The organism is Bradyrhizobium sp. USDA3010 (assembly GCF_056429065.1).
The window spans coordinates 1-22,115 of sequence record NZ_JBWJZD010000058.1; the positions used below are offsets into that span (position 1 = coordinate 1).

Annotated in this window: 22 protein-coding genes; 10 read left to right on the forward strand and 12 right to left on the reverse strand. The window is 58.8% G+C overall.

What is annotated here, in order from left to right:
• Positions 1-1,311: 1,311 nt before the first annotated feature.
• The gene (locus AC066Y_RS40045; RefSeq protein ID WP_478278653.1) at positions 1,312-1,683 is read left to right on the forward strand and encodes a hypothetical protein; all 372 of its coding nucleotides are present in this window, start codon (positions 1,312-1,314) and stop codon (positions 1,681-1,683) included.
• A 1,668-nt stretch (positions 1,684-3,351) separates the two neighbouring features.
• Here the strand turns inward: AC066Y_RS40045 and AC066Y_RS40050 are convergent.
• Positions 3,352-3,555, reverse strand: a complete 204-nt coding sequence (locus AC066Y_RS40050) for a hypothetical protein (protein WP_478278654.1) — start codon at positions 3,553-3,555, stop codon at positions 3,352-3,354.
• Between the two features lie 117 nt (positions 3,556-3,672).
• Here AC066Y_RS40050 and AC066Y_RS40055 point away from each other — a divergent pair, with 117 nt between their 5' ends.
• From AC066Y_RS40055 to AC066Y_RS40065, 3 genes are read left to right on the forward strand one after another with little or no spacing between them, the layout of a single operon-like run.
• The gene (locus AC066Y_RS40055; protein WP_163152289.1) at positions 3,673-4,362 is read left to right on the forward strand and encodes a response regulator; all 690 of its coding nucleotides are present in this window, start codon (positions 3,673-3,675) and stop codon (positions 4,360-4,362) included.
• Between the two features lie 26 nt (positions 4,363-4,388).
• The gene (locus tag AC066Y_RS40060) at positions 4,389-5,849 is read left to right on the forward strand and encodes a type II and III secretion system protein family protein (protein WP_478278655.1); all 1,461 of its coding nucleotides are present in this window, start codon (positions 4,389-4,391) and stop codon (positions 5,847-5,849) included.
• A gap of 9 nt (positions 5,850-5,858) precedes the next feature.
• Positions 5,859-6,491 carry a CpaD family pilus assembly lipoprotein gene (locus AC066Y_RS40065; protein WP_478278656.1) on the forward strand — a complete coding sequence of 211 codons (633 nt, stop codon included), beginning with the start codon at positions 5,859-5,861 and terminating at the stop codon, positions 6,489-6,491.
• 182 nt (positions 6,492-6,673) lie between these two features.
• On the opposite strand, the gene AC066Y_RS40070 is transcribed toward AC066Y_RS40065, so the two are convergent.
• The 11 genes from AC066Y_RS40070 to AC066Y_RS40120 all read right to left on the reverse strand — a co-directional run bounded on the left by AC066Y_RS40070 (position 6,674) and on the right by AC066Y_RS40120 (position 15,789).
• A complete protein-coding gene (locus tag AC066Y_RS40070; protein WP_478278657.1) occupies positions 6,674-7,711 on the reverse strand; it encodes an EscU/YscU/HrcU family type III secretion system export apparatus switch protein in 1,038 nt (345 codons plus the stop codon).
• Complete coding sequence (gene sctT, locus AC066Y_RS40075) at positions 7,708-8,523, reverse strand: type III secretion system export apparatus subunit SctT (protein WP_478278658.1); 816 nt, start codon at positions 8,521-8,523, stop codon at positions 7,708-7,710. Before sctT ends, AC066Y_RS40070 begins: the two co-directional genes overlap by 4 nt.
• A gap of 697 nt (positions 8,524-9,220) precedes the next feature.
• Complete coding sequence (locus AC066Y_RS40080; RefSeq protein ID WP_025038819.1) at positions 9,221-9,496, reverse strand: EscS/YscS/HrcS family type III secretion system export apparatus protein; 276 nt, start codon at positions 9,494-9,496, stop codon at positions 9,221-9,223.
• Between the two features lies 1 nt (position 9,497).
• A complete protein-coding gene (gene sctR, locus AC066Y_RS40085) occupies positions 9,498-10,163 on the reverse strand; it encodes a type III secretion system export apparatus subunit SctR (protein WP_050420712.1) in 666 nt (221 codons plus the stop codon).
• Positions 10,156-11,211 carry a type III secretion system cytoplasmic ring protein SctQ gene (gene sctQ / locus AC066Y_RS40090; RefSeq protein ID WP_478278659.1) on the reverse strand — a complete coding sequence of 352 codons (1,056 nt, stop codon included), beginning with the start codon at positions 11,209-11,211 and terminating at the stop codon, positions 10,156-10,158. The genes sctR and sctQ overlap by 8 nt, the downstream gene beginning before the upstream one ends.
• A 57-nt stretch (positions 11,212-11,268) precedes the next feature.
• Entirely contained in the window at positions 11,269-11,805 is a 537-nt protein-coding gene (locus tag AC066Y_RS40095) for a hypothetical protein (RefSeq protein WP_478278660.1), read from the reverse strand.
• Complete coding sequence (sctN, locus tag AC066Y_RS40100; protein WP_456718431.1) at positions 11,781-13,136, reverse strand: type III secretion system ATPase SctN; 1,356 nt, start codon at positions 13,134-13,136, stop codon at positions 11,781-11,783. Before sctN ends, AC066Y_RS40095 begins: the two co-directional genes overlap by 25 nt.
• On the reverse strand, positions 13,133-13,756 hold the full coding sequence (sctL, locus tag AC066Y_RS40105; RefSeq protein ID WP_478278661.1) for a type III secretion system stator protein SctL: 624 nt from the start codon (positions 13,754-13,756) through the stop codon (positions 13,133-13,135). Before sctL ends, sctN begins: the two co-directional genes overlap by 4 nt.
• On the reverse strand, positions 13,753-14,373 hold the full coding sequence (locus tag AC066Y_RS40110) for a nodulation protein NolU (RefSeq protein WP_478278662.1): 621 nt from the start codon (positions 14,371-14,373) through the stop codon (positions 13,753-13,755). Before AC066Y_RS40110 ends, sctL begins: the two co-directional genes overlap by 4 nt.
• 22 nt (positions 14,374-14,395) lie before the next feature.
• Positions 14,396-15,172 (reverse strand): type III secretion system inner membrane ring lipoprotein SctJ, encoded by a 777-nt coding sequence (gene sctJ / locus AC066Y_RS40115; protein ID WP_456724956.1) that lies wholly within the window; start codon positions 15,170-15,172, stop codon positions 14,396-14,398.
• A gap of 95 nt (positions 15,173-15,267) precedes the next feature.
• Positions 15,268-15,789 carry a nodulation protein NolB gene (locus AC066Y_RS40120; protein WP_478278663.1) on the reverse strand — a complete coding sequence of 174 codons (522 nt, stop codon included), beginning with the start codon at positions 15,787-15,789 and terminating at the stop codon, positions 15,268-15,270.
• A 193-nt stretch (positions 15,790-15,982) separates the two neighbouring features.
• Between AC066Y_RS40120 and AC066Y_RS40125 the strand changes: the two genes are divergently transcribed.
• The 6 genes from AC066Y_RS40125 to AC066Y_RS40150 all read left to right on the forward strand — a co-directional run bounded on the left by AC066Y_RS40125 (position 15,983) and on the right by AC066Y_RS40150 (position 22,096).
• The gene (locus tag AC066Y_RS40125) at positions 15,983-16,684 is read left to right on the forward strand and encodes a secretin N-terminal domain-containing protein (protein WP_478278664.1); all 702 of its coding nucleotides are present in this window, start codon (positions 15,983-15,985) and stop codon (positions 16,682-16,684) included.
• 301 nt (positions 16,685-16,985) lie between these two features.
• Positions 16,986-17,480 (forward strand): hypothetical protein, encoded by a 495-nt coding sequence (locus tag AC066Y_RS40130; RefSeq protein ID WP_478278665.1) that lies wholly within the window; start codon positions 16,986-16,988, stop codon positions 17,478-17,480.
• A gap of 341 nt (positions 17,481-17,821) precedes the next feature.
• Positions 17,822-19,627, forward strand: a complete 1,806-nt coding sequence (locus AC066Y_RS40135) for an HrpF/NolX family T3SS translocon protein (RefSeq protein ID WP_478278666.1) — start codon at positions 17,822-17,824, stop codon at positions 19,625-19,627.
• Between the two features lie 862 nt (positions 19,628-20,489).
• Positions 20,490-20,786 (forward strand): hypothetical protein, encoded by a 297-nt coding sequence (locus AC066Y_RS40140; RefSeq protein ID WP_478278667.1) that lies wholly within the window; start codon positions 20,490-20,492, stop codon positions 20,784-20,786.
• A 73-nt stretch (positions 20,787-20,859) separates the two neighbouring features.
• The gene (locus AC066Y_RS40145) at positions 20,860-21,093 is read left to right on the forward strand and encodes a nodulation protein NopA (protein WP_478278668.1); all 234 of its coding nucleotides are present in this window, start codon (positions 20,860-20,862) and stop codon (positions 21,091-21,093) included.
• Between the two features lie 115 nt (positions 21,094-21,208).
• The gene (locus AC066Y_RS40150; protein WP_478278669.1) at positions 21,209-22,096 is read left to right on the forward strand and encodes a SctD/MshK family protein; all 888 of its coding nucleotides are present in this window, start codon (positions 21,209-21,211) and stop codon (positions 22,094-22,096) included.
• Positions 22,097-22,115: the final 19 nt, after the last annotated feature.

A 22,115-nucleotide genomic window follows, 5' to 3' on the forward strand; every position in this document is an offset into this window, starting at 1 on the left:
GCGTTGCAAAGTACCGGTCGTCAGGCGGTGAAAAGCCGAAGGCAATCCTGTGCGCCTCGTCAGAGCAGATGTACGGCCGCATCAATCGGGCCCAAAAGCCGCACTCTCACGAATAGGACGGGCTAGGCGCAAGTGGTTGTAACGGCTATTCCGACGTCACAACCTCGTAGGTCAGGTTTGCTAAAGCGGCTCGCCCCCGTGCGAAATCGACTAGAACGATTTGATCGAGCGTCGGCCGCTTGGAAACCACAAAACGGCAGCCGGTCGCGCTCGTCCATTGCAGGTCCGACGGCCGAGAGAACTTGAGAAGAACACGGCGGCCCCTCGCATCCGCCAGCTTGTCCATGCGATAGCCGGGCAAGGACTGCTGCCCCAGAGGGCGTACCCGCAAAGAGGTGGTGGTGGAGCGAACCTGGCGCGGCGGTCCGAACGAGCTCAGTCAAGGGACCCGATCTCGGCTCATTCGAAACAGCAACGACAGAGAGCACAAGACAGCGCCGACTTGTGATCCCTGGCTTTGCGCGTCTTCCTTCTGGCTGACGATCGCCTCACTGACCAAATCCATCCGGCTCACCTCAAAGGCCAAGGCAAATGGCTTCCTGCCTGATCCGTCAGCTTCTCGAAAGCTGCGCCTGCAATAGTCTGCGCCAATCGCCGGCACTCGAATGGAGACTGAAATGAATGTTGATCCCCGGAATGCCGCCGACACTCCATTCGAGGTTCACGACGTGCTGCAGCAGCCGAGCCGGATCGACAGGCAATCAGACGAGCTTAGCGCCCAGACCAGCGCACCCCACACACAGTTCCGAGAATCAAGCAAGCTTTGAGCAGCAGCTGGATGACCTGGACCTCAATGACCAGGATTCGGTTTTGCCAAGGTCGGATTCAGTCTCGTCAGTGGCAAGCTCCACAACTGGCACGTCGTCGTCTGCGTCGAACCAGGCGGCCCCGGAAGCCGGCTGCTATCCAGCCACATCATTTGTCAGCGCGCGCGCCCAACTTGCCGCAACACTGACAGGTGCCACTCTTGAAGCGCTCCGGAACGAGATCAACCTTGCCGAGCAGAAATCGGCGCGTTGGTCACCGGCGACTGCACCTCCGTCGATCGGGACCGCGTATTCGAGGGCGTGGCGGGCTCGTCATATGTCACACTGCGGCGCTTTCAGAATCAGAACAGCGATTGCCGAGCCGCGCAAGGAAGAACACACAAGCGCAATATCGCATGTCCGTAACACGGCTCGGGATCACTCTTCCGTTGTATACCCGCTAGAGCGCTATCCTCTGGACCGGGCGCGCCAAGCTGGCTGGCATATGCGCGGCCAGACGACCACATCTGCCTTCGTATCGTTGGTCGAGGATCCGGAAAAACTCGCCGTTTCGCGCGATACTTGGGCGAGAGCGATCGCCAACAATGCGGACGCGCTGCACACCTACACGGTACCGAAGTCCGCGGTCTGGACGCCTGACGACGTGCTGAGCAGCATCGGTCTTGGAATGAATGCCGACGATCCGGACCACATCGACGGGGACGTCGATTTGATGTGCTCACTCGGCAGAACTCCAACCCGAGAGACTGAGCGCCTGTTCCTGGGCGGCAATTTGAGAACTATCGCACCGCCAGCGAAGCAAATCCCTACAAGCGCGGGAGTAATGAATAGATACTCTGTCGACCGCGCCATTTAGCAGGTTCATTCGGGTTCATGCACCAAGACAACCACCTCAAGGTAGACCTGGAGCACGGCACACCTCTCGCGTAACAGTTTGAGCATAGGGCGTGGCGCGACCGTTGTCTGATCAACTCGCCGATCGAACGGGGCAGCCCCCTACGCAATGCGCTACGGGCGGTTGAGGGCTCCGAGAGGGAAAGTCGCACTACGACGGTCGGGAGGAGCTGGCCGTTCGAGGCATCCTGGTATCTTGGCTGCGTTCCGACATCGCACGGCATCAATTAGTTAGTGGCCGTCATGCGTGGCCGGAGGCCCGATGAGGTAAACCTCTGAACGCGACGCATCGCCCCTTTTGCTAGCTCGACCTGACATTGAACGCGCAATCAACGCTTTGGCCGCGATCGCTTCAGCTATTCACTCGTCTGCGACAGGCGATACAGTTGCAGCAAGGCCGATCCGTCACCTGGATGTGTTCCATCAAAACAATCGATTTTGCTGGTCACACCTAAGCCCCTCATAGTCGACCGCGACCTATGGAGGCAGCATTCAAAATGACGTCTGGCAATCGATTCTCTCCTCAGTTCCTTGATGATCAAATTGGCTCGCGCGATCGCTCGTCCGCATCTCGGCTGTTAGCCCATGCCCGTCACGTGAACGCATACCTGCCCCGGTCTTCCCGCAATATTGCCACGCATGAGGCGGATCCATCGATCGTCCGATTGTGATGCCATGGCTTTGCCCAAAGCCTGGCACGAACGACTGGCTCTTCGTGCACATCCATGGCTCTGGCGCTGAGCTTGATCGGACGGCGGAATGCTCACGACCTGGATAGCGCAAGACCGCCATGCGCAGGTCGATGGTCTGGTCCACACTGTGTCGCCGTTATCTCACAATGCTTTCGAGCCTGATGGTACCGCTACAAGCAGTCGTCAAAGGCACTTGAATCTCACGTAGCGTCAGATTGTAGGATTTCCGACAGTCTCGCGACAGAGCCCGCTCGCGTGAACTCTTCCTGACAGGTAGCAAGAATTGCGAACGTCTCAAAAACTCAATGCACGCCCGCTCCGCCTCGTTACACTACTCGATGGCTTCTCTTCAGAGCGTACATCGCGCATCGCCTGTGCGCACAGTGGAGGACGACGCGCCCCACGCGTAGCCAGGCCAGGATCCAGCGGGCGAGAAGAGCGCGAGCAGTCGCAATTTTGTCCATGCCGGTCACACGCCGAGTTCGAGATCAGATCATTGTTTCGTGGTTTACCCCGTGTGACGACACGGAGCCTGCGTAACCACCTCAGGCGATGCGCGCTCGCAACGCCGGACTCGATTCCTCCTTCGTTCGCAGCATTCGCTCCACGGCGGCATGGGAGGACTTCGGCGCGACCGCACTTCTGGACGGTTGGCACCTTGCGCGGCAATCACCGGCCAACGAGAGGATGCCTATCCAGCCGACAGGCGTATTGATCTTTCGTCGTGCATCTCGGCTTCTTCCAGCACATCGGCCAGATGCACAGCGCGTGAACTGTCTTAAAACGCGAAAAACCTTGCATTGTCGTGGCTTGACGACACTACAGGCTCAACAGCCTAGCAGGACCGACCGCGGATTAAGACGAATTGGGGGAGTTTCCAAATGTCAACTTCGCTAGTCTGTTCGGCCAATTCAGCCGCTCTCGCCTGCGATTTCGTTTCACTCGCGCGGTTTGGCGCAATCGCTCCGGCAGGCGGCGGCCTCGGCCCACAGATGCATCAGCGCGCTGCCAAGGCTTTCAACCTTGTTGGAAATCGCGGAGCCGACATGCGGGGTCTTTTGAACGGTGTCGCCGGCGGACGCGATGCGCGGCAGGCCGCCTATCCGATGACGATAGACCGGCAGACATTGATCGCCTGCCACTATGCTCCATCCTGGCATTTCCGACTTTTCGAATTCACGTCAAAGCGGCCGCCCACCGAGCCACATGGTCAACCGTGACACGCTCAAGTCCTGCCGAGGATGGACGAGAGGCAATGAATGCGAATTCTCCTGGTTGATCATCATGCGGACTTTGGCCGCGCCGTGAAGGAAGCGCTCTTGAATTGCGGCTTCGCCGTTGATGTGACGCGCACACTGGATGAGGCGTCGGCCGCGCTGGAATGCGCGAACTACCACATGGTCCTGCTCGAATCTGTCTTGCCCGACGGAGACGGACTGGATTGGCTGAAGCAGTTGCGGCGCGAGGGACGATCAATGCCGGCGATGATGATGAGTAGTCTCAATGATCTCAGCCGCCGAATTGCGACTTTCAATGCAGGTGCGGATGATTTCCTGCCCAAGCCCGTGTCTATCGACGAACTCATCGCCCGCATGCGAGCCATCCTGCGACGATCGACGCAAATGACGGCGCCAGTGGTGACATTCGGCAATCTGCATTTCGACCCGATCGCAAGGCAAGTCTCGGTTGGCGGCCGGATACTGAGAATTGCGCGGCGCGAAGTGTGCATTCTCGAACATCTGCTCAACCGCGCCGGCCGCACCGTGCCGCGCACATCGCTGGAAGATAGCTTGTATGCGTTTGACGACGAGGTCTCGACCAACGCGCTAGAAGTCGGGATTTATCGCTTACGCGCGCATTTGAACCAGGCCGGTGCGACGCTCAGGATCAAGACCGCGCGCGGGGTCGGCTACACCCTTGAACTCGTCGGCGCGGCATCGGCTGCCTAGCAATCTAACTTGAAAGCAACAATCCCTTGAAGGTAGTCAAGAATGCTGCCGGCGCCAATCTGCCGCCGATGGTCATGACCGCGCAACGCTCTGCCGCTCTGCCCCGCTTGTGCTACGTCCTGTGCGGACTTGCTCTGCTATTTCCGCTTGCCGGCGCAGCCGAGACAAAACGGGACGGCAAAGGAGAGCCGCCGCCACGTGCGGCGCCTGGCAGCACCACCGGCACGCTCAACCTCATCTCCTCACAGGGCAAGACGGTTCATCTGAACGCGCCGGCAGCGAGCATTTTTGTTGCCGACCCGGCGATCGCGGACTATCAGGCGCCATCGAGCAGCACGATATTCGTATTTGGCAAAAAATCCGGACGAACCAGCCTGTTCGCCTTGAACGAAAACGGCGAGGCTCTCGCCGAGCTGCGCGTCGTTGTCACCCAGCCGATCGAGGACCTGCGTGCCACGCTGAAGGCCGAGATCGGCGATTATCCGATCCAGGTCAGCTATACCCCACGCGGCGCAATCCTTGGCGGTACGGCTCCCAACGCCGATATCGTCGAGACGGCCAGGAAGGTGACCGAGCAGTTTCTCGGTCCGGGTGCGCTGGTCGTCAACAAGATTCAGGTGGCAGGTTCGCTGCAGGTGAATCTGAGTGTGCGGGTGGCAGAAGTCTCCCGCACTGCCGTCAAGGACCTCAATATCAACTTCACGGCTTCCGGTCCGAACGGCGCTTTCCTTAACACCGGAAAAAGTGGCGGTTCCGGGCCGGCCCGCGGCGGCGGCACGATCGGCATCGGGTACAGCGCTGGCAATACCAGCCTGAGCGCTATTCTCGACGCACTCGCCAGCGAGCACCTCGCCTCGATCCTGGCTGAACCGAACCTGACCGCCATGTCCGGGGAATCCGCAAGTTTTCTGGCAGGTGGCGAATTTCCGATTCCGGTGATGCAGGACAACCGGCAAGTCTCGGTCCAATTCCGACAATTCGGAATCAGCCTAGAGTTCGTCCCAACCGTCCTCAGCAATAATCAGATCAATATCCATGTGAAGCCTGAAGTCAGCGAACTGTCGAAAGAAAGCGAGGTCAACGTCAACGGAATAAAGGTGCCCGGCCTCTCCACGCGTCGTGCCAGTACTGTCGTCGAGCTTGCCAGCGGTCAAAGCTTCGCCATTGGGGGGCTCATCAGGCGCAATTTCAGTACCGACATCGACACTTTTCCTTGGTTAGGCGATGTTCCGATCCTTGGTGTGCTGTTTCGCTCCTCTTCATTTCAGAAGCAGGAGACCGAACTGGTCATCATTGTCACTCCCTACATCGTCCGACCGGGATCTGGCCCGGGCAAGATGAGCGCTCCAACTGATCGCATCGGGCCGCCTTCGGACGCAGGGCGCACCCTGACGAATACGCTGGCTGGTTCATCGAAGGGCCGTGAGGCGGCGCCCGGCACGGCCAGATCGGGTGCAACCGTCGGTGCCGGCTTTATCATTGAATGAGGACTGCCAATGACCTTGCGACACCTATGGCTTTTGATCGCAGTTGCGGCGGCCCTTGGCGGATGTGCAAATAGTGCTGCGATTTCTTCCGGACCGGCTGGACAAGCGGCTCGGGTGGAGCAGAAGACCAGTGTCCTGCTGCTTCAAAATCTTCGTCGCAACGAGAGGTACGGCCTGCGGGATTTCATTGCGAATGCCAGCCGCGGCCGGCGCGATGCACTCCAACTCGACGTCGCCGGCTCACCGCGGCTCGTAGCGCAGGTTGCCCATGAGGCGCGCGCGATGGGCCTTGCCCCCTACAATATCCGCCTGTCCGCCTCTCCCGTCGATCTACCCGCACATTTCGGGGTCCGGATCGAGGCAATTACCTACGAAGCACATCCTGCCGTCTGTCCGCCGCTCGCTGTCACCGGCCCTTCTCTAGGCGACAATTCGTTCGATCCAACGCTTGGCTGCTCAGTCCGCAATAACCTCGCAGTCATGGTCAACGATCCTGGCGACCTGCTAGGCAATGGCGCCGTCATGCCGACCAGCGGTGATCGTGCGGTGCTTCCCATCACAGCTCGTGGGCCCGCGGCGACGGGCAATCGCAGCAATTTGGAGGTTGGAACCCAAAACAGGGGGGCGCCAGAAACCCAATAAGCGGCTCGCAACATCCGGGCAGGACGAACGACGCTGGACACTCTGGTTTCCATATCAGTCTTGCGATGGGCCGACGAGGCTCCTGGAATCCTGTCTTTGCTCGGCCGTTGTTTTTGGATCGCGCAGCTTGTACCAGGTTCTGCGACATAGGGTCTTTGCCCGAAGGTCTGAGCGTATCGACGCTATACAAGGCCGGCGGCAAACACCGCCTTTGCGACTCTCTCGAAACAATCCATCGGAACGGCCTTGCCCATCGCACCTTTGCGGATCAGCTGCCGCGCCAACACATGATCCTCGACAATGCTCAGACGCTGGGCCCGCGCCTGCGCCAGTAACTGTGACGCCACCGCGCCTTCACCGCGGCACACCAGCACCGGGACGCCTGTCTCGCCCCGAACGTAGCGCAGCCCAATCACCGTCGCCGGTCCACTCAGTATCAATGTTGCCCGGTGGATGCCGAGCGGAGACTCGTTCGCCGACTCGCGACGGATCCTGCGGTGTTCACCCTTGATGTGCGGATTACCATCCTGTTCCTTGGACTCGCGCTTGGCCTCGCTCTGCGTCATGCGCATGTCGCGCAGGAACAACCAACGCTGAATGAGCAGATCGGCGAGCCCACCAATCAAAAAGGCGCCGGCAGCAATCGTTATCAGTACTTTCAGCTCGTTAAAGACAAAACCAAGGCAGCTTAAATCGCACACCGGCAAATAGACCAGTGCCCTCCAACCTGCGAGCACAGTGAAGAGGAACGTGGCACCAAGAACCAATACTTTGACGAGGGACTTTCCAAGCTCGACAAGCGAGCGCTGGGAGACAATCCGCTTCAGCCCTTTGACCGGATCCAATTTCTCAAAACTGGGTTTCAACGGCTCGACGGAAATCGTCAACCCGCCGTTGGCCAAGACGCCGGCCAAGATGGCCGCAACCAACGCCGCACCCAGGATGGGAGCTACGGCTGCCATAGAAAGGTCCATCAATCCGACCAACGCCTGCCCGACCGCGCTGTTGAACGGCCGGCCCTGCAGCTTGTCGATGAGCCGCACGGCTTCGCGCCATGCGTCTACGATCGAGCCCGCCCTGAAGCACAGGCAGCCGAAACCAGCGCAAAGGCTTGCCGCGGTCACAAAGTCGGCGCTGCGCGGGCTCTGCCCTTTCTTACGCGCGTCCGTCAGCTTCTTGTGACTTGGTGGAAGCTTTTTCTCTTCACTCGTGTCGTTCATTTCAAGAACTTCTCGAGCCACTCCAGCACACCGTCGAACTGAACGATCTCGGCTCCCATATATTCGATCAGGAAGACGGCGTAGCTCACCATGATGATGCCAAAGGCGGCATTCTTGATAGTCGGAGTGAGATCGTTCAGCTTGATTTGCGGCGCAAAGCGCCCGAGCAGCATGAGGGATACGTCAATCAGAAGCAGCAGAGCCAGCACGGGCCCGGCGACCAGGAGGGTCGTATGCATGATATGGTCGAGAAGCTTGATAAACTCCATTGCCCCCTGCTCGGTCAGGGGCGGTAGCAGTCGATACACGGGCCAGATCAGATAACTTCCGTAGAGGCACCTGACCATTGTCTGCAGGCCCCCCGATACAACGAAGATCGTAACCGCCGCAGTTCCGAGAAAGAGCCCCATTGCGGAGGTTTGACTGCGCGTCGCAGGATCGTCTACCTGGCTTGAGATGCCGCGCTGGGTATCAATGATGTCACCAATCGCTTGGATGCTCCAAAGTGGTATGCTGAGCAGAAAGCCGAATAATAGGCCGATAAATATCTCCTTCACACCGAGGAGCGCGACCGCAATCATACGGGTACCGGGATCCAGCGTCTGCAAGCCGCTCTTGATTTGCATCAAGCAAGGCAATCCAATCACAACCGTCGCGCTTGCGCGGATCATCCCGCTAATGTGCGGCCGGGTGAATACCGGATGAACCAGCATAATGCCAAGCGCCCTGGCCGCGCCAAGTCCGGCCGCAACGACGAATTCGACGGCAGTCTGAACCAGACTTTGCGTCTCGGTGGGTGACAACGCATCCATTTGATCTCAGCGCGCCGCTCGCTTCAAGCCAATCTAATCGCCCGTGCCTCGCCATGATGCGAGTCGTCAAGCACTCTGCTGGTCATCTACCTCGTGTCCTAGCGGTTGCAGAGCGACATACCTAGCGCCGGGCCAGGTCATGAGCTTTAACTCTCCGCAGCCACGGCGTCGCCAATAAGGTATGACCATTTCAAGATAGGACCCGCCGAATAGCGCCGCTGCAAGGCCAGCAAGCCAAGCTCCTTCGGGTCTCACCGGCCGCAGGGCGGTGCTGATGATCTGGAGCTTCGGAGCTTCCATCAATTCAACAGTTTGCGGCGATCGCTCTCGGGCGGCACCTTCATCGCGGCATGATCCATCAGAACGTCAAAACCGTGCGGCCGCTTGAGATCAAAGCGGTTCGCCTGTCCCCCTAGTTGATAACTCGCCAGGTTAGACATCGAAGGCCAGGCCTTACCGCAGGTCATTCCATCGTGAGCAAGATTTGAATTGAGTGGATGTCAATTTCAGATGAGATCATTCCTCCTCCGAAGGCCCATCGAGCCGAACAGGACAGTTCGGATATCTATCTGTCCCATGCTAGTGAGGCGAGCTTTCGGTAAGCTGACGAAACTCGCCTCTTCTGGTCACGGTTCACAATGAGGACAGACAAACGCGACGCCATAGCTTAGGCTTGGTCAGCCTTGCGTTCCCCGCACTAATACCTCGCTGTGAGCGCGGGGAACTCAGTGAAGATATGCTGGGCTTGTTCGATTAGCGGCGCGCTCAGCACCGGGGCAAACAGAACGAGCACCGCGACGACGACGAGGAGCTTCACTGTCAGTGGCAAGGTTTGATCCTGCAGCTGGGTTGCTGCCTGCACGATGCCGATACCCAATCCGGCCACGAGAGCTGCCAGGAGCGGCGGCAGAACCCAGATCATGAACAGGACAAGTGATCGGCTCAGGTGGGTGAGGATGCTGGCTTCGTCCATCTCAACCTCCGGGCGTTGCGTAGCTTAACACCAATCCGTGCATGAGCCGCGACCAGCCGTCGATTGTGACGAACAGAAAGAGCTTGAAAGGAACGGATATCATTGTTGGTGACACCATTGACATGCCCATGGCCATCAGAATTGTCGTCACGATCAGGTCGATCGTGATGAACGGAAGATAGAGAAGGAAGCCAATCTCAAATGCACGCTTAAGTTCCGAGATCAAAAAGGACGGCACGAGAATTGCTAAATCATCAGCTGATGCGTTGCCGCGCATCTCATCCGACCAGATATGTTCCGTCGATGACAGGAAGAACGTGCGCTGTTCCTCAGTGGTGAACTTTTTGAGGTGGGCGCGCAGCGGCTCGCTGCCCTCCTTGGCGGCGATCAACCAGTCGTCGGCGGTTTGGTAGCGGAGTTGCGGATCGGTCACGCGATTGTAAGTCTGCTCGAACACTGGAGCGCCTATGAACACGGTAAGAATCAATGCAGCGCCATACAGGACGATATTCGGCGGTATGGACTGAGTTCCAAGCGCGTTGCGAACCAGGAAGAGAACGACAGAAACCTTTATGAAGGCGGTCGTTGTGACGACTGCGAACGCCAGCAGGCCAAGGCCGACCGTCGCCGCAAGAAGCGCAAGGATGCTCGGTTGAATGTCAACCATTGACTGCCAACCTGCTACGTAACCGGATCCCAAGCGCCTCACCGATGCGCACGATGTCGCCCCGGCCGATCAATTGACCGTTGGCTACAATATCGACTGGACCGTCCAGGGGCCGCCCAAGTTCGAACACGTGTCCCTCGTTGATGCTTCTCAACGTACCCAGCGGGATAGGCCAGCGGCCGCATTCAAAGACAAGCGTGATCTCAACACTGTCGATGTCGGCTTCCGAGGGCGGGATTGCTTGTTCCGTTTGGGAGCGTATCGTCATATCTACATACCTTAGAGGATGGGGCTGCAGGCGGAATGGTCCGCGAAGGACAAGTCTGTCGTCCGCGGCCTGCGCCGGCGCCCACAACTTGTCCGCCGTGAGGATCAGCTGGCTATGGGCAAAGGGAATGACGTCGGGCAGCAGTGCGTCGCCGGGCTGTGCTTGGCGAAGGAGCCTGACAGGCGCCCGCAGCGAGCCGATCTCTCTCGCAATCACGACCGGCAATTCCGACGAAATCTTGCCTTGCTCTCGCGGTAATTGGCCAATCAACTCGCCCAACAAGCGGAACGCAGAAGGAATCAGACCGTCAAGAGGCGCGAACAAGAACAGGCGGGCCTTTCCTGCCAGCGCTCCGATGGCAACATCGAGCTCCAGATAGGGGTCTTTCGCCGTTGCGTCTTCGATGCGGATCAGCTGCACATTCGATGCGAGCACGTTCTCTAATCCAACGATCCAGGGTGCCAGTGCAAGCTCGAGAACGAGCGAGCGGGTGGGGTCGGAAGGTAAAGTAAGGCCCTGCTGGACTGTTGAAATCAGTGTCTCGACGAGAAGGCGAGGCAAGGACAAAACAGCTGTCTCGCCTCCGGCGCGAAATACGCAGTCGAGCATCGACATGGCATATGGCTCGGCCTGCCAGACAAGCCGGCTCACACGGATGGATAGCGGCTTGTCGCCAAGGCGGCTCTGCAGGACGGTGCGCCGTGCGGCAATCTCGTTGACCCACGAGACCACCTCATGCGCGAGCTTCACCGCTGGCTGAAAGAGTGCGGGTTCAGCCACGGCACTTACCGACAGGTTGCACAGGCGCAGTTCGCGACGTCATAACAGAACCAGCCATTAGAATGCCCCGCCGATCGTCTGGCTACGCGAACCACCCTGATATCGGAGCAAAACTTCATCGTCGGCGTCGATTTCGGCCGCAGACTCCGAACGGACGGCGGTCGCGCGCTGGACATTTCCCTCAATCTCTTGCCATTTCTGGCTCGCCGCCGAACGCCCGGCCCATAGTGCCCGCGCTTCATTCACCGCCCGCTGGGTCTCCTCGTGCGCGATGCGTGCCTGCACAAGCGTCTGACGCGCCGATTCGATCTCTGCTGCCAGTCGCCCAAGGACGAGGTGACACCGTCGATCGAGTTCGGTCACGGACGTTGTCTCGAGCTGCGCCAGTTCCCGATAAAGTTCAGCTTCGACCTTGGCGCGATGCTTCTGCGTGGCTTCAAGATCCTCAGACGCCCGCTGCAGCGCGTCGGCTGCAATTCGGCGCTTGTCTTCCATGCTCGACAATTCACGAAGCGCGCTTCGCTCCCTCATGTCTTTCACCAGCCGCAATTTCGACGCTTGCACGGGATTCAGGCCGTGAGACGTGACATCCATGAAACGGTCTCCTCAAAGCTGGACGGCTCGTCCTGTCCCTGGCGCAAGAATGCGCGCAGTTCCTCGATTGACTCGATTGCCCGATCAGTCAGCGGGTCGCTGCCGGGCTTGTATTCACCGACCTTGATCAGGAACTCAGCTTCATTGTAGCGCGAGAGCAGATCGCGGAAGACGGAGGCCGCCTTGCGATGTGGCGCGGAGGCGACCGCATCCATGACACGACTTCGGCTCGACAGCACGTCGATGGCGGGAAAATGCTCGCGCGAAGCCAGTGCGCGCGAAAGAATGATATGACCATCGAGGATGCCGCGCGACTCTTCGGCGATCGGATCGCCCGTGCCGTCACCTTCGACAAGCACTGTATAGAATGCCGTGATGGAGCCCCGCTCCCCCATACCGGCACGTTCCAACAGACCGGGCAGCAGCGCAAAGACGGAAGGAGGAAAGCCGCGCCGGGTCGGAGGTTCTCCCGCGGCGAGGCCGATTTCGCGCATCGCACGGCTAAAGCGCGTCAGCGAATCCATCATTAGAACGACCTGCAGTCCTTGATCACGAAAATACTCCGCGAGTGCGGTCGCCATATGAGCGCACTGCGCCCGCTCCATTGCGGATCGATCGGATGTCTCAACGACAACGATCGTGCGCGCAATGGCATCTCCAAGATGACGCTCAATGAATTCACGCACCTCGCGGCCGCGCTCTCCTATGAGTGCAACTACGGTGACATCAGCGGCCGCCCCTTTTACAATTTGCGACATCAGCGTCGACTTACCGCACCCAGCATCTCCATAGATTCCGATCCGCTGACCTTCGCCACACGTCAGAAGCCCATCCAACACGCGAACGCCGAGAGGAAATGGTTGCTCGATGCTACGCCGTTTCATCGGGTTGGGTGCCCTGCCGCGGAGCGGACAAGTATGGACCGTCTTTATGGGCCCCTTGCCATCGAGTGGACGGCCGAAGCTGTCGATCACGCGACCGAGCAGGCCGGGCCCGACTGACACTTCCTGCATGCGCCCGGTTGGGACCACTTCCGCGCGGTGTGACAGGCCCACCATATCGCCGATAGGCGTCAGCAGAACCCCATCCGGCAACAAACCGATGACTTCGGCCTCAAGCGCCCATCCGGATGCGTGATCCTGCAACAGGCAAAGTTCTCCGACACGGGCCCCTGGTAATACGGCATGAAGTAACGTGCCGATCGCCCGCGTGATCCGTCCCCGCACAGCCCGCGTATCGACGTCCTTTGCTGCGGACCTTACAGATGCCAGCGCCGCATGCAAATCTCCCTCTCCGGCCGCTTGATCATGGTCTGATCGTTGCATCGTCACGATTCGCCTTCCTGAGAGGACGGATCAAGCCTGAGACGCAATTTGCGGAGCTGTGCGGCAAGTCCTAAATCCACATTGCCGAACTCGCTCCACAGAACGCACTGGTCAGGCCCCATAGCCGGGTCCGGATCAATTCTGACTCTCGGCCGACCATCCGTCCCGTCGAACGCCTGGAATTCATGTCTTAGTGCATCAGCGTTCACAGGAGACACGTGAAGGCATACTTCTGCGCTGCCATATCTTTGCTCGACGGCGTGACGAACGGTCCTTACCAGCATCTCGCCGGGATCAAAGGAGCCCAGTAGGTCGGTCAATATCTCAAGGACGAGCTGTGGCAACTCCTGCTGCAGAACGGCTTTTCGCCGGGCCACATCGGAAGCAGCTCGGGCGATCAGCTGTGCCATTTCGTCCGATCCTGACCTAAGACCCTCGCTGTGGCCGCGCTCCCGCTCTTGCTGATGGGCTTTGCTTGCCCAGCTGCGAACCTGCCGTAGATAGCGGTCGGCTAGCGCACACGTCTGCACCGCATCGTACCAGATGCCGAGTTCCGCGGCTGGTATGAGTGGACCAAGCGGCCGTATCCGTGGGCTGTCTGGCCGGGCTATTTCATCGGCCGTCATGCCGCTGGCGCCTTGCTGGCCAAGTGGGCTACCACCAAAGACAGCAAACGACTCGCTGCGTTGTGGTGTTCGGCTGCTGGGGATTCGGCGGCGGTCCCCACAGGTAAACGGAAAAGGACGCGCACACGGTCAAGCTCTGATGCGTCCTTGAGCCAGGCACCAAGGCAGGCATGTCCGTCATGTTCAATCTGGCTCGATAGTTTATGCGGATCGACAATCGATGTGGTCGCGACCGCGCCAGATAAGTGTCGGATTGAGAAAGCATGTGCTTCCGCACCAATATTTTCGATCAGGATCGCCACATCATGCTTTGACACAAGCTTCAGCACCGAGCGGGCGTGCCAGATACTGCCAGCGAGCAGCGCCGCCCGACGCGGATCATGCCCGAGCAGAACGTCCCTGCCCCAGTCAGTTCCGTTCGAGGCCTCCTCACTTTTCAGCAGCAATTCGGCCAGTCTTTGCTGCAGCCTCGGAGTCTTCTGCAACTGCAGTACTGTGGCCTCCGACAGGAGCCCATCAAGATGGCCGGCCAAACGGCTGGGATGGATCAAGGCGGCAAGCTCGCGCAGGCGATCGGAATGCGCGTTGAGTAAATGATTTTGGTCGGGGGATACCATCGATACGGACCTGAATGCCCGCCTACTTCGCATCGGAGGAGAGCTTTTTGCCGACGGACTGGACCGCTGGCTTGCTGGCACCACTGCCGAGATTCATCAGCTTACGCCAGGATTGGCGAAGTTGGCCCCCACGTGCGCTCAGCAGTACGCAAGATAGGATGCCCAATACGGCGAGCGCACCTCCTGCGCCGATCGCAATGGGAGCCGAGACGAACCTGGTTGACTCGTTCGAAGCTGCCGCTGGCGTAACCGAGGCCTCATGCTGAGTCCGCTCAACGGGCACGAACACGACCGCCACCTTGTCGTATGATAGACCTTCGATGCTGTTGGCGACGAGCATCTTGATCTGCGGCAGCAAGGCTGAGAGCTTCGCGTTGGAGGCGTGCCGAATGAAAACCGACGCCGAGGACGGGGTTGCATCCTGCCGCAAAAGATCATTCTTCGGCAGAACGACATGAACACGGGCGGAGAGAACCCCATCAATATCGTTGATCGTGCGCGACAATTCTTCGCTGAGGGCATAGACGTAGCGGGCCCGCTCCTCAACCGGAGAGGCAACGAGCCCCGACCCCTTGAACACCTCACCAAGGCTCTTGAAGGGCTGGCGCGGCAAGCCCTGGTCATTTAGCAACTCGATGGAATAGGCGAGCTGCTTTTCTTCGACCTGAATGGTGCTCGTCCCATCCTTGCCGATAACCCGGATGGCATCGACACCCCTGCTCAGCAGCAGCCCAAGCATCTCGTTGGCGTCACGCTCCTGAACTTTGGTATACAGATCGGTTTTGCAACCGGTGAGCATCGGTAAAAGCAGCAGCAGAACAAGAGCATGAAGCCGCTTGCTCGCGGGCCGACCGTTACCGATCTTGCCTTTCGTCAAGACAGCCAACGGCCCGCTCAGCCTGCTGATAGAAGTTTATTCAGAGATGAACTGACGGCACCTGTCCCTTTGGAGATGAGCGAAACCTGGACGACGCCGTTGTAAACATCGCGCAAATTCGTCAGCGCCGAATCGAAATGATCCGCACCTTCCGGCTTGCTCGCCGGATGCACCTCGACTTGCTGCGGCCGCAGCAGCGGTTGCGCGGCCGGCCCAAGCTGGAAACTCTTCGCGGGATCAGCGTCGCCGACGAGTGCCGGCGAAACTGCACCTCCAGGAAATGGTTTGCCCTGGTGGGTAGCAGAAATGCTCTGAAGGACGCGATCGCCAAGCGGGCTCGCCGGCGTGACTGCGCGCTGCACTTCCGGCACCGATGACACCGGCACGCGCTCGGTCACAGAAGAGGCGTCCCCCTGTTTCAAGGCGGCCTGCGCGAGATTCTCGTGAAACTGAGCGTGTGCCAGCGAACAGCCGCTGGAGGCACACTCGACGGGGTTGGCGGAGACCGACGCAATTCCAAGCAACATGGGAGAAATCATTTCTGTCACGTTGTGAGATTAGCCATTCGCTGGCATGAATGGGGTGGCACCCTAGAGAGGCAAGCTGACCAAAAGCTGACGAGCATCTGTCATCGAATGATCACGGTTGGCTTCCAATTTCCGGCGAAGCGTCGGCCTCCAAATTTTGGGACGAATTCCAGTGCTTAGTCTCAAGTAGAAGAAAATCGCAGAAATGCTCATCTCGTCTATAAGGCTGCATATCTTGAAAAAAGTTCTCTATGTTGGTGTTTTCATTTGCTTGGGCGCCATCAAGGCGCTCGGCGCCCCGCTGGCGCTGCCGTCGACGCCGTATAGTTACACAGTGCTGGATCAAGACCTCGCGGCCGCGCTCCAGGAGTTCGGCAACAACCTCAATATCAGAGTCAATATCAGCACCGGGGTGAAGGGACGAATTCGCGGGCGAATGCCGGATCTCCCACCGCGCGAGTTCCTCGAACGGTTGACCAATCTCTACAATCTTCAATGGTACTACGATGGGCTGGTGCTCTACGTATCTGACGCGCATGAGGTGCAAAGCCGCCTTCTGGTCTTGAATCCGATCAGCTTCGACGCATTCAAGGCGGCGCTCGACGCACTCAACATCTCGGACGACCGCTACCTCGTGAGAGCCGAATCGGGAGATGGCCTCGTCTTCGCGTCCGGTCCGCCTCGCTTTATCGCACTTGTGGAGCAGACACTCAAAGGACTGGTCGCGGAGGCACAAGCGCGACGAAACCCGAACGGAGCCGAAAAGCCACCGCGGGAGTCGGTTTTGATGCTGTTTCGCGGATCTTCCAGCGTGGTCGTTCGCGAAGGACGCCCCAATGACGCTCCTTCGCCCGCACTATCACATCAAGACGGCGCGGTTCACGCACCTGATACTGGCAAGAAATGAACGGATGATAACAGATAGGTTGGGAAGAGATGTAATTTCTACTCATGCCCTCTGTCAGCTTTTCGAAAGCCGCTGCTGTCATGATTAGAGGGCGGCTGTCCAGCGGCGATGCCGCAGGACAGGCAATAAACGTCCGGGCCCGCACCACGGGATGCGCGAGCCGGAATCCGGGCAAGCAATATCCGTGACCCGCCTTGCAGCCTTAGCGCTTCATGCGAGCCTTTGAAATGCTCTACGAAGTCCGTCATGAACTTCGTCGCATCGGTTGAGAGCCGTTTTGTTGTGCAAAAGGAGAAACAGGATGGACTTCAATGCGCTAAGCGGAGCAGACAAGAGCCCACCACCCCACTCGGCCTCATCGCCCGCCGATCGAAGTGAGTTTGAGCGTGAACTGATAGCGTTGCATGAAATGCCCGAGTACAGTCAGGACCTGATTTGGCAGGAGCTTGGAGGCCGACCGTCGCATGTCGAGCCATCATTGATCGGCGGCGAGCAGTCCAATTCCCGCCCAGCGGTCGCTCAAGATCGCGCGGACGCCTCCGATTTCGGCAACGACCCTGTTTGGCAAGATCTTGAGCCTGGACCCATGCAGGCGGGGTCGCCTCACGCCGGACGGCCCCAAGGGCGGCCCGCGCTGCCCGCACGCATCGCGCCGCCGGAACTTGGCGATTTCGTCATGGCGAACGGATATCTCGCCAGGGACAACTGGGTCTTCATCGGCCAAACAGCTACGCCTGCTCAGATCGAGATGTTGATCAGCACACGCGAATCCTGCGAAGAGCGGCAGACTCGTTGACCTGGCTGTCGCAGAGGAGAGCGACCGAGCACCCAAGAAAGCCGATGCCGAATTGAGGACACGTCGTCGCCTTGAGCGACGCCATTTCGCAACTAATTGTGAAATCCTCTGAGCGCCGTCAGCTTCTCGAAAGCTAATCGGTCCTACCATACGGCGTGAATATCTAGACGGCGATGTGCCTATAGATTGTAGCGAAACTGAGCGCTGGGAGCGCTGTGCAATCGGAAGCAAGCGGTAGGAGCCATTGAAGCCTATCGACATTTCTTGCTCGTTGTTCGCCGCGATCTCAGGCTGCGCCACATAGCCAGTTTGTGGTGCGATCTCAAATCAGAGGACGTATGATGTCAGTCAACAATCTGCCGCTAACCACCAGCTCGAATTTGGCTTTGTCGGGGCTAGCCTCCGGGCCCTCGCCGGCGCGTGACTTTTCAGGCTTTGAGGCGGTGCTGGTCAGTTTGTCGTTGAAGGGCACGACTGACGAGCATTCCCCACCGCAGGGTCCGGCGGCCGAGGACTCGTCCAAGCAACTCACGGAAGAACTCACGCGAGAGGTGCGGAACATTATCCCGCCGGAGATCAAGGCCGCACTGGACGCATGTCAGGAGAACCCCGAGCCGTCCTCCGAGGAAGCCTCCTCCCCTGCGAACGCCCCAAAGATCGCAGAAGCTCCCGTACAAAGCTCCAGAATCACGTGGAACAGCGGCACCCCGACTGAGGCCGAGCTGCAGATTGTGTCGGTGCTGATCCGACACAAGGACAAATGCCCTCTGGATTGGAAATCTCTGGGAGATTTGGCCAACGATCCTTCCACACCGCCGGATCTAAAGGCGGCGATCGAGGCACTGCAGCGGGACCCCGAGCTCTTCTACGCGATAGGCTCGCAAGGCGACGGCCACTGCGGCGGCAAGATCAAAGCAGGTGATCTCTCCGGCTTCTCCGATCACCACCCGCAAGTTGCTGAGTTCCAGGAGCAGCGGGCAAAGAACTATACGCAAAACTACATCCCCTCCGACGGCAGCGGGAATGGCGAGCCATCGGTTATGATGCTGAGCGATGCATTGCGCGAGCTCTATCGCTATTCCGACAACCTGCCCAAGAACCTAAGCCTTTCGGATTTCAAGCAGATCATCGACGGTGAAGCTAAGACGGGCAAATGCCCGCCGCAGGTTCTCGCGGCCGCTCAATACTTCCTCGACCATCCGGATGAATGGAAGCAGTTGTACGGCGGCTCGATAGACAAGGTCCACAAAGAGGACTTCCTGCAGGTTGCTTCATCGTCTGTGAATCTCACGAAAGCCGAGCTCGATACGCTCGACACGATCAGCAAGAGCCAAAGCGCCTTCTTCGGGAAGGGCGATCTCACGCGGGAAAAGCTGGCGAGCATGGCCGATGACAAGAGCCTCGCGCCCGAGGTGCGAAAGGCGGCCTCCCAGCTGCTGTCCGATCCTGTGCTGTTCGGGTTAATGAACAACGCGATTACGGGCTACAAAACCCACCACAAGTTCTTCGACTTCGGCGGCGGCCATACGGTCGATTCCGGCAATATCAGCAAGAGCGACTTCAACCAGTTCTTCAGCAACATGTCCGGTGCGAACCGCACCGTTCAGCATGTGAAGACGCATGCCGCCCGAACTGCCGCCGAGAAGGACGCGGTCGCGGACATGACGATGGGCGTGGCAGACCAGCCCGACATCAAGTCTCCCAAAAAAAACGGTGGCGCCTTCATGCACGCAATCAATGACGTGCTCAAGGTTGGCTCGAAGGTACTCGACTGGGCCGCGACAGCAGTCGGTGTACTTAGCTTCATTCCAGGCTTGGGCGAATTGGCCGATCTGGCGTCAATGGTGCTCGAATCCGAAGCGCAAGCTGCAAATCTTCTTCACACCGCCATCAGCGGTGGCAACATAAAGCAAGCGCTCGAAGAAGCTGGCCTGAACCTTGCGGCACAGGCGGTAGGCTGCATCGGCGGCCCTGAGGTCAAATTGGCAATGCGAGAAGGCTTGGTGAAGCAGGCAATTCAAGAAGCGGCCACGGCGGGGGTCAACCTCCCGGTTTCGGTAGCCCAGTCCTACGCGGAGGACTACCTGAACAACTTGAAGGCTCGCATCGAGTCCGAACGCATGCAAGCTGCAGGTGCTAACGCCTAGCCGGATCGCACTCTCCGTCAGGATCACGCTGAAAACGCCAGTCGAGCTTGTGCGGCTTACGCGCGGTCGGGTCTGCCTGCCGAGCAGTCGGTCCGCGCAAGCTCTACCATCCTCGATACCGTCCGCCGGATCCGAAGAACTTGTCTCGCTCTTCACTGCGCACAATTTATGTGGGCCGCGCTCGATCGCACGAGGCCGACCTCAAATCCAGTTTTCCGCTGCGAAGGTCAATCAACTGCATACGCAGCCCGGCAAGAAGGTCGATGCATTAAAACCGGCGACAGAACCGGTCAGAGCCGCGGAGCCTGTCGGCTTGCGCAAGGATCAGGAGCACGCTGATTGCGGAGCGCGAGGGCGAAGGACCGGTTCTCGAGCGACAGGCTGCTGTTCGCTCTGCATGATGGCGGGCCCCGATTGACGGATCCTTCATGAGCCCTCCAGGACCGAGGGATCGTCCTTGACCGCTGAATCACCGTCAATCTGGCTTTCCACCCGCTCCAGACCAGGTCAAGCTACTGCCCCGCTGCGCCCGGCCGCAAGCAAATTGTCGAAAGACCCCGCGGGCATCGAAAGTGACGTCAGCCCGAGATTGCAGCACATCGACTTCAAACGCGATCTATTAATGGTCGCGTTAACATCCGCCTGTTGAAGCTTTCAACTTGATGAGCAGCGATCCGACCCGAACAAGCTCCACAAACGAACGTTTGTCCTGGTACATACCATCTGATCTGCGGCTTTCGTAGATCCAGCATTGGCACATGTCATTTTTTAGAACTCGTCAGCTTTTCGAAAGCTAACGTTTGCACATTGGTGGGCGGAGACTACCTCCCTTGGCACGATCGAATTGACATAGGAGACCCCGATGCGCGTTACGAGCTCTAGCCCCGCTGGGCACGTTGATGCCGACCTCCATGCGGCTGGCGGCAAAAGCAGCGGCAAAAACGGATCTCACAAACCTGACGAGCGCGATGATCATGACCGATCGCCAGATGCGAACATTCCCGTAAGCGGCGGCGCGTCCACTCCAGGCGGCACCTCGCGAGAAGCCGCTATGCAGCAAGCATTCAGCGTCGCTCTGGGAGCCGTTGCTCTACAGTTTGCAAATAGTGCAATGGGTCATTTCGACGACGTCATGGCTGAAACAGAAGAGGATTCCTGACGTCGCATGTTGCGGCATCAGGAAAATAGGAGCCGCACGTTGCGGCGAAATTCGAGCACACAGGAGAACTAGTATGACTAAGAGTGTTGGTGCGTCTCATACCTCGACTGCAGGTGGTGCAGCTGGCACCGCTACTGCTGCCGCCGGCTCCGCGACTGCTGAAGTTGCCGGCGAGGCGGCATTCCAACGGCAAATCGCCGCTCTGACTGCCACAAGCACCAAGGCTGCTGAAAGGGATGTGGAACTTCGCGTCGTCTCGACCGAGCTCTCGACCGTCAAGAAAGCAGCCGACGAGCGGGTGCAGTAAGGGATGAGGCGGGGCGATGTACGTCGCCCACTTTCCCGGGCTGCTTAGTCCGTGAAGTCTCAACGGGCCGTACGGTTTTGCCGTACGGTTCCGTTCGCTGTTCAGGAGAGCGACCGTGAGTGAACCACATTGCCAGCGCTTCGAAGTGCTGCTGGGGTGCTATTCTGGGCTGACAGGGAAAGTGGGGGTCGGATCGTGTCTGATCGGCAGCAGCCTCGATGCTGATTTAATCTTTGTCGAACAAGGCCTCGAACCGCACCATCTTCGTGTCACCCCACATTCCAATTCGATCGAGATTGAGGCCCTGGCGAGCGACGTCCGTGTCGAAGGGCACGACACTATTTTGCCTAACGAGCCCGTCGTTGTCCCTCTTCCTGCCGTCCTGTATGCCGGCGAAATGTCGATCCAGTGGTCTATCGAGGATCTCGAAAAAGCTGGCTCTATCGATCGCCGGCGTGTATCGCTCGCCGGACTCGCCATGGTCGTTATCAGCTTTGCCGCGGTTGGCACATTCTCGACCAGTTTTGTCCAGACCGACACGGCTACAGTGCCAAGTCCGCCTCCTGCTGCCGACGTTGCCCCCAAGCTGGTGCTCAACGCTCCTGATGCTCTGGTCACCGATGCAACTGCGGGGCTGCTGCAAGAAGAAGTTGACAGAGCAGGCCTTGTCGGCATCAAAGTCGGTTCTGGGGCCGGCGTTGTCACCGCCGATGGCAGCGTTACGCCCGCTGCACTTGCCACGTGGCAAGACATTCAGCAACGGTTTGATCGCGATAGCAACGGCGCTTATGCGCTCGTCAATGCAGTCGTCGTCAAGGATGAGAAGACACCCTCCGCAGTTGGACTCCAGGCTGTGTGGCGGGGCAGCGACCCCTATATCGTCATTGCTGGTCAGAAATATTTTGTTGGCGCGCTCTTGAGCAATGGATGGACCGTCAATGGGATTGAGGAAGGGCGTGTTCTGCTGAGCCGGAATGGCCGGCTTGCCGCTCTATCCTATTAGCGCTTCAGGCCGCAGGTAA